7 protein-coding genes are annotated in these 6,464 nt (G+C 71.9%); 5 read left to right on the forward strand and 2 right to left on the reverse strand.

Annotated elements, in window-relative coordinates; genetic code table 11:
- The first annotated feature begins 121 nt into the window (after positions 1 to 121).
- The 5 genes from ACFTZL_RS38765 to ACFTZL_RS38785 all read left to right on the forward strand — a co-directional run bounded on the left by ACFTZL_RS38765 (position 122) and on the right by ACFTZL_RS38785 (position 4,828).
- Positions 122 to 709, forward strand: a complete 588-nt coding sequence (locus ACFTZL_RS38765) for a pyridoxamine 5'-phosphate oxidase family protein (RefSeq protein ID WP_382593328.1) — start codon at positions 122 to 124, stop codon at positions 707 to 709.
- Positions 710 to 712: 3 nt separating this feature from the next.
- Positions 713 to 1,411 (forward strand): L,D-transpeptidase, encoded by a 699-nt coding sequence (locus tag ACFTZL_RS38770; protein WP_382593331.1) that lies wholly within the window; start codon positions 713 to 715, stop codon positions 1,409 to 1,411.
- A gap of 136 nt (positions 1,412 to 1,547) precedes the next feature.
- Complete coding sequence (locus tag ACFTZL_RS38775) at positions 1,548 to 2,930, forward strand: ferric reductase-like transmembrane domain-containing protein (protein WP_382593334.1); 1,383 nt, start codon at positions 1,548 to 1,550, stop codon at positions 2,928 to 2,930.
- Positions 2,931 to 2,970: 40 nt separating this feature from the next.
- Positions 2,971 to 4,032, forward strand: a complete 1,062-nt coding sequence (locus ACFTZL_RS38780; protein WP_382593337.1) for an FMN-binding protein — start codon at positions 2,971 to 2,973, stop codon at positions 4,030 to 4,032.
- Positions 4,025 to 4,828 (forward strand): FAD:protein FMN transferase, encoded by an 804-nt coding sequence (locus ACFTZL_RS38785; protein ID WP_382593340.1) that lies wholly within the window; start codon positions 4,025 to 4,027, stop codon positions 4,826 to 4,828. The genes ACFTZL_RS38780 and ACFTZL_RS38785 overlap by 8 nt, the downstream gene beginning before the upstream one ends.
- Before the next feature lie 164 nt (positions 4,829 to 4,992).
- On the opposite strand, the gene ACFTZL_RS38790 is transcribed toward ACFTZL_RS38785, so the two are convergent.
- Positions 4,993 to 5,535 (reverse strand): arginine repressor, encoded by a 543-nt coding sequence (locus ACFTZL_RS38790; protein ID WP_382593343.1) that lies wholly within the window; start codon positions 5,533 to 5,535, stop codon positions 4,993 to 4,995.
- Positions 5,536 to 5,542: 7 nt separating this feature from the next.
- A partial coding sequence (locus tag ACFTZL_RS38795) for an acetylornithine transaminase (RefSeq protein ID WP_382593346.1) occupies positions 5,543 to 6,464 on the reverse strand: 922 nt, incomplete at its 5' end.

Genomic DNA, 6,464 nt, shown 5'->3' on the forward strand with positions numbered 1-6,464 from the left:
CCCCGAGTGAGCGCCGGCCGGGGCGGCCACGGGCAGGCGTCCGAGCCCGGGATCCGGCAGAGGTGACCTGATCCCGAAATTCCTTAGACAGTCAAAAGACCTGCGCCCATAATCGTTTGACATGGGAAAGACTCATGAGCGCATAGAAGGCCGGCTCCGCTCGTTCATCGAGGCGCAGCCGGTCTTCTTCACCGCCACCGCTCCTCTGTCCGCCGACGGCACGGTCAACCTCTCGCCCAAGGGCCTCAAGGGCTCCTTCGCGGTGCTCGACGAGCACACCGTGGCCTACCTCGACTTCGCCGGCTCCAACGCCGAGACCATCGCCCATCTGCGGGAGAACGGGCGGATCACCGTGATGTGGTGCGCCTTCCAGGGCCCGCCGAACATCGTCCGTGTGCACGGGCGGGGCGAGCCGGTCTTCCGCGACGACCCGCGCTTCCGGGAACTCCTCGCCCGCTTCCCGGACATCGACCCGGCCCAGCACGGCCTGCGCGCGATCATCGTCGTGACGGCCGAACTCGTCCGCGACACCTGCGGCTACGCGGTGCCCTTCATGGAGTACGAGGCGGAGCGCGATCTGCACAGCAAGCGTTTCGCGCGCGAGGACGACGCCTCGCTCGACGCCTACTTCACCAAGAAGGAGCACATCGCGACCAGCCTGGACGGACTACCCGGGCTGCCGTTGCCGCTGCCTCCCTCTACGGTCTGAGACATGCGCCCAGGTGCCGTCGTCCTCGCCGTCTCCTCCCTCCTGATGCTCGGCGCCGGGCCGCCCGACCGGGCCGCGCCCCTGCCGGACCGGATGGCGGACACCGGCGGCGGCACCCAGCTCATCACCGCGGTGGCCCCGAAGCGGGCCTCCACCACGGGCACGGTCACCTGGTGGGACCTCAGGGGCGGGCGGTGGGTGCGGGCCGGCTCAGCGCCCGCGCGCTTCGGAGCGAACGGACTCGTCGAGGGCGGCGCCCGCAAGCAGGGCACGGACACGACACCCACGGGCCTGTACGGACTGCCGTACGCCTTCGGCATCAAGGCGGCACCGCGCGGGACGGCGTACACCTACCGCCGGGTGCACCGGGACTCCTGGTGGTGCCAGGACAACGACTCCCGCTCCTACAACCGCTGGACCGAGCCCCGCGCGGCCGACTGCCGGGCCGCCGAGTCCGAGCGGCTGATCAGCTACCGGGCGCAGTACGCGCACGCGCTCGTCATCGACTTCAACTACGAGCGTCCCGTTCGGGGGCGCGGCGCGGGCATCTTCCTGCATGTCGACGGGCGCGGAGCGACGGCCGGTTGCGTCTCCGTGCCGAAGGACGCGATGCGGCGGATCCTCACCTGGGCCGACCCGGCGAAGCGTCCCCACATCGCCGTCGGGACGACGAGCGGGACCACCGCCGTCACGCGCTACTGAGGCGGGGACGCCGCACGGGCACTCGGGCGCGTTACCGCCGGTCACTCCCGTCCGCACATGACTCGGTACGCGGCTGAACACTCCCGCCTCCCGGCACGTATCTGTGGGCCAAGGGTCAAGTCCCCACGGAGGAACCGTGACCACCACGCTCGCAGGCGGCCGTGCCGCCCGTCGCCAGACGATGCGCCGCATCCGCCCGCGCCGCTCCCCGGCCGTCCCGCTGCTGATCGTCCTGTGGGCGGGAGCCGCGGCCGTGCTGTGGCTGTGGTGGGACAACACACCGTCCCTCGCGGACAACGCGAGCAAGATCCTGGCCGCCGGCCGGATCACCGGCCTGCTCGCCGGCTACCTCATGGCGCTGGTGGTGCTCCAGATGGCCCGGGTGCCCGCGCTGGAGCGGCGGGTGGGCACCGACCGGGTCGCGCGCTGGCACGCCATGACCGGCCGCTACACGCTCTGCCTGGTCCTCGCCCATGTCTTCCTCACCATGTGGGGCTACGCCCTGCAGGCGGGCAAGGGGCTCGGCGACATCGTCCAGCAGACGACGGACTCCATCAACCAGCTACCGGACATGGGCAAGGCCGCCATCGGCACGGGTCTGCTGTTCGTCATCGGCATCCTCTCGATCGGCGGGGTCCGCCGCCTGATCGGGTACGACACCTGGTACCACGTGCACCTGCTCACGTACGCGTCGGTGTACATGACGTTCTGGCACCAGATCACGACCGGCAACGAGTTCGCCGTCGAGCCGGCCGCGAAGACCTTCTGGTACGGGCTCTACGGCGTGGTGACCGCGCTGGTGCTCTGGTACCGGATCATCACCCCGATCCGCCTGAACCTGCGGCACCGCATGCGGGTCGAGGCGGTCATCGAGGAGACCCCGGGGATCGTGTCCGTGCTGATCGGCGGGCGCAAGCTGCACCGGATGGGCGCGCAGGCCGGGCAGTTCTTCCGCTGGCGGTTCAAGGCGCCCGGCATGCGCTTCAGCTCGCACCCGTACTCCCTGTCGGCGGCGCCCCGCCCGGACATGCTGCGGATCACCGTCAAGGCGATCGGCGACCACACGTCCCGGCTGCGCGAGCTCCAGCCCGGCACCAAGGTGTGGGCCGAGGGCCCGTACGGCGCGATGACCGCGCAGCGCCGCAGCCGCGGCAAGGTGCTGCTGGTCGCGGGCGGTGTCGGCATCACCCCGATGCGGGCCCTGTTCGAAACACTGCCGGGCTCGTCCGGCGACATCACGCTCCTCTACCGGGCCAACAGCACCCAGGACCTCGCCCTGTGGGGCGAGCTGGCCAAGATCGCCGATGAGCGCGGCGCGCGGCTGATGTACGCGGTCAACAGCCCCGACGGGGAACGCCCCGACATCTCCGCGGAGTCCCTCCAGCGGAAGATCCCCGACGTCGACAACCACGACGTCTTCATGTGCGGGCCGCCCGGCTTCGCGCAGTCGGTCTACGAAGCACTGCGCGGCGCGGGAGTCCCCGCCCGGCGTATCCATCACGAGTCGTTCGAGATGTGAGCGACGGGACATCAACGGCCCTTCAGGAGCTTGAGAAACGATGAGGAAGAGTCACCCCGTCCGGCGTGCCGTGCTCGCCGGCGCAGCCACCGTCTCCGGGATCGTGCTGCTGCTGTCCATGAAGCCGGCTTCCGACCCGGGCGGTGCCCAGGCGGCCGGCGGCCAGGTCCCGCCGGCGGCGGCCGGGCAGGCGCCGCAGGGCGGCGTGAACGGCGCCGTCACCGGTGACGCGCAGCAGACGCAGTACGGCGCGGTGCAGGTCCGCCTGACCATGAGCGGCGGAAAGATCACTCAGGCCGAGGCGGTCCAGGCCCCCAAGGGCGGCCGCAGCGACCAGATCACCGCCAGCTCGGTGCCCCGCCTCAACCAGGCGGCGGTCGCCGCTCAGAGCGCGGAGATCGACGCCGTCTCCGGGGCGACGTACACCAGCGCCGGCTACAAGAAGTCCCTCCAGTCGGCCCTGGACAAGGCCAAGGCCGCGGGCGGCGCCGCGCAGGGCTCGGGCAGCGCCCAGACCCTCACCGGCGATGTCGCGCAGACGCAGTACGGTCCGGTCCAGGTCCGGGTCACCGTGGCCGGCGGGAAGATCACCAAGGCCGAGGCGGTCCAGGCCCCCAAGGGCGGCCGCAGCGACCAGATCACCTCCTCCTCCGTCCCCCGCCTCAACCAGGCGGCGGTCGCGGCCGGGAACGCGCAGATCGACGCCGTCTCCGGGGCCACCTACACCAGCGCGGGCTACAAGAAGTCGCTCCAGTCCGCACTGGACAAGGCTCCGGCGGGAGGCGGGGGCGGTGGCGCCGCGCAGGGCTCCGGGGCGGGCGGCGCACAGGCCAAGACGGTCACGGGTACGGCCGCGCAGACGCAGTACGGTCCCGTCCAGGTCCGTATCACCGTCGCGGGCGGGAAGATCACCAAGGCCGAGGCGGTCCAGGCCCCCAAGGGCGGACGCAGCGACCAGATCACCTCCTCGTCCGTGCCCCGCCTCAACCAGGCCGCCGTGGCGGCCGGTAACGCGCAGATCGACGCCGTCTCCGGGGCCACCTACACCAGCGCGGGCTACAAGCAGTCCCTCCAGTCGGCGCTGGACCAGGCCGGTGGCTGACACGGTGGCCGACCCCGCACAGGCTCCCGCCGCGGTACGTCATGTGGAAGAGACGATGGGGACCGTCTTCTCCCTCGACGTCCGCGGCGGGGAACCGGCCGCCGTGCGCGCGGCCCTGGACGAGGCCGTCGCCGGACTGCACCGCGTCGACGAGGTGTTCAGCACCTACCGCGAGGACAGCCAGATCGCCCGGCTGCAACGCGGTGAACTGACCGTCGCGGAGTGCGATCCCGAGGTCGCCGAGGTCCTGGAGCTGGCGGCCGAGGCGGAGCGGCTGAGCGACGGCTGGTTCAGCACGTCGTACCAGGGCCGTCTGGACCCGACCGGCATCGTCAAGGGCTGGGCGGTCGAGCGGGCGGCCCGGCGGTTGTCGGCGGTGCCGGGGGTGTGCGGGGTGAGCGTCAACGGCGGCGGCGATGTGCAGTTACTCGGGGCGCCGGGGGCGCAGCGGCCGTGGCGGGTGGGTGTGTCGGACCCGTTGCGGCCGGGGGGTCTCGCGGCGGTCGTCTCGGCGGCCGGGGTGGACGAGTTGTCCGTGGCGACGTCCGGTACGGCGGAGCGGGGCGCGCATATTCTCGACCCGCGTACGGGGCATTCGGCCGTGACCGACCTGGTCGCCGTGACCGTGGTCGGGCCCCGACTGACCTGGTCGGACTGCTGGGCCACGGCGGCGTTCGCGATGGGGTCGCTGGAGGGCTTGGCGTGGCTGGAGTCCCTGCCGGACGTGGAAGCGCTGTTGATCACGGCTGGTGACGAGGTGCGCTGCACCGGGGGGTTGGCGGCGCGGCTGGGGTGACGTTGGGCTGAGGGCGGGGGGCGTTACGCTCACCCGCGCTGGCGGGGTGCCGCTGCGCCCACCCGTGCCGCCCTTAGCGGCACGATTGCCCGCAGCTAAGGCGCTTGGGGGCGCGGGGAACTGCGCGAACGGCCACAGTCCACCCGCACACACGGCTACGGCGCTCAGTGCCCGTTCTGTGCCAGCCTCAGCAAGTGCTCCGCCAGCGCCTGCCCCCCGTCCGGCTCCCGGCTGATCAACATCAGCGTGTCGTCCCCGGCGATCGTCCCCAGGATGTCGTGCAGCTCCGCCTGATCGATCGCCGACGCCAGGAACTGCGCGGCCCCCGGAGGGGTCCGCAGCACCACGAGATTCGCCGAAGCCTCCGCGGAGATGAGCAGTTCCTGCGACAACCGCCGCATCCGCTCCTCCTTCGCCGACCCGCCCAGCGGCGCCCGGGGCGTACGGAAGCCCCCCTCACTCGGCACCGCGTAGATCAGGTCGCCGTCGGTGTTGCGGATCTTCACCGCGTTCAGCTCGTCCAGGTCCCGGCTGAGCGTCGCCTGCGTGACGTTCAGCCCGTCGTCGGCGAGCAGCTTCGCGAGCTGGCTCTGCGACCGCACCGGCTGCCGGTTGAGGATGTCCACGATCCGGCGGTGGCGTGCGGTGCGGGTCTGCGGCACGGCGGGCCCGTTCGCCCCCTGCTCGTGTTCCTGCGCCTGGCTCATCGTCGTCTCATTCTCCGGATCGTCCGTCCCCGCTCACTGCCTGGAGGATGCCGGGCAGCGCCCCGAGGAAGGCGTCCACCTCGTCGTCGCCGAGGTTCAGCGGCGGCATCAGCCTGACGACGTCCGGGGCGGGCACGTTCACCAGGAATCCGGCCTCCTGAGCCGCCTGGCGCACCTGGGGCGCGAGAGGCTCGGTGAGCACGATACCCAGGAGTAGGCCCGAGCCCCGGACAAAATCGATCAACTCGTGGCCGAGGCCTTCGATCCCGTCCCGCAATGCCGCGCTCTGCCGCTTGACGTTCTCCAGCAGCCCCTCGTTCTCGATGGTGTCGAGGACGGCGAGCCCGGCCGCGCAGGCGACGGGGTTCCCGCCGAACGTCGTGCCGTGGTGCCCGGGCTGGAGCAGCTCCGCGGCCCGCCCGAAGGCGACGGTCGCGCCCAGCGGCAGCCCGCCGCCGAGCTGCTTGGCGAGGGTGACGATGTCGGGCAGGACGCCCTCGTGGGCCTGGTACTCGAACCAGTGCCCGGTCCGGCCGATGCCGGTCTGCACCTCGTCGAGGACGAGGAGCGCCCCGGTCGATGCGGTGATGGCACGGGCGGCCTTGAGGTAGCCGGCGGGCGGGACGACGACGCCGAGCTCGCCCTGGACCGGCTCGATGATGACGAGCGCGGTCTCCTCGGTCACTGCGGCGGCCAGTGCCTGCGCGTCGCCGAAGGGGACGTGGGTGACGTCGCCGGGCAGTGGCAGGAACGGCTCGCGCTTGCCGGGCTGGCCGGTCATCGCGAGGGCGCCCATGGTCCGCCCGTGGAAGGCGCCCTCGGTGGCCACCACATGGGTCCGCCCGGTCAGCCGGCCGATCTTGAAGGCGGCCTCGTTGGCCTCGGCGCCGGAGTTGCAGAAGAAGACCCTGCCGTCCCGGCCGAAGAGC

Origin of the sequence: Streptomyces sp. NPDC056948, assembly GCF_042674225.1 — a bacterium.
In the GTDB taxonomy this organism is placed as follows: Bacteria; Actinomycetota; Actinomycetes; order Streptomycetales; family Streptomycetaceae; genus Streptomyces; species Streptomyces purpurascens.

What these genes read in the sequence shown, in the direction of transcription:
- ACFTZL_RS38765 (WP_382593328.1), top strand. Translation starts at nt 122, where the DNA reads ATGGGAAAGACTCATGAGCGCATAGAAGGCCGGCTCCGCTCGTTCATC.
- ACFTZL_RS38770 (WP_382593331.1), top strand. Translation starts at nt 713, where the DNA reads ATGCGCCCAGGTGCCGTCGTCCTCGCCGTCTCCTCCCTCCTGATGCTC.
- ACFTZL_RS38780 (WP_382593337.1), top strand. Translation starts at nt 2,971, where the DNA reads ATGAGGAAGAGTCACCCCGTCCGGCGTGCCGTGCTCGCCGGCGCAGCC.
- ACFTZL_RS38790 (WP_382593343.1), bottom strand. Translation starts at nt 5,535, where the DNA reads ATGAGCCAGGCGCAGGAACACGAGCAGGGGGCGAACGGGCCCGCCGTG.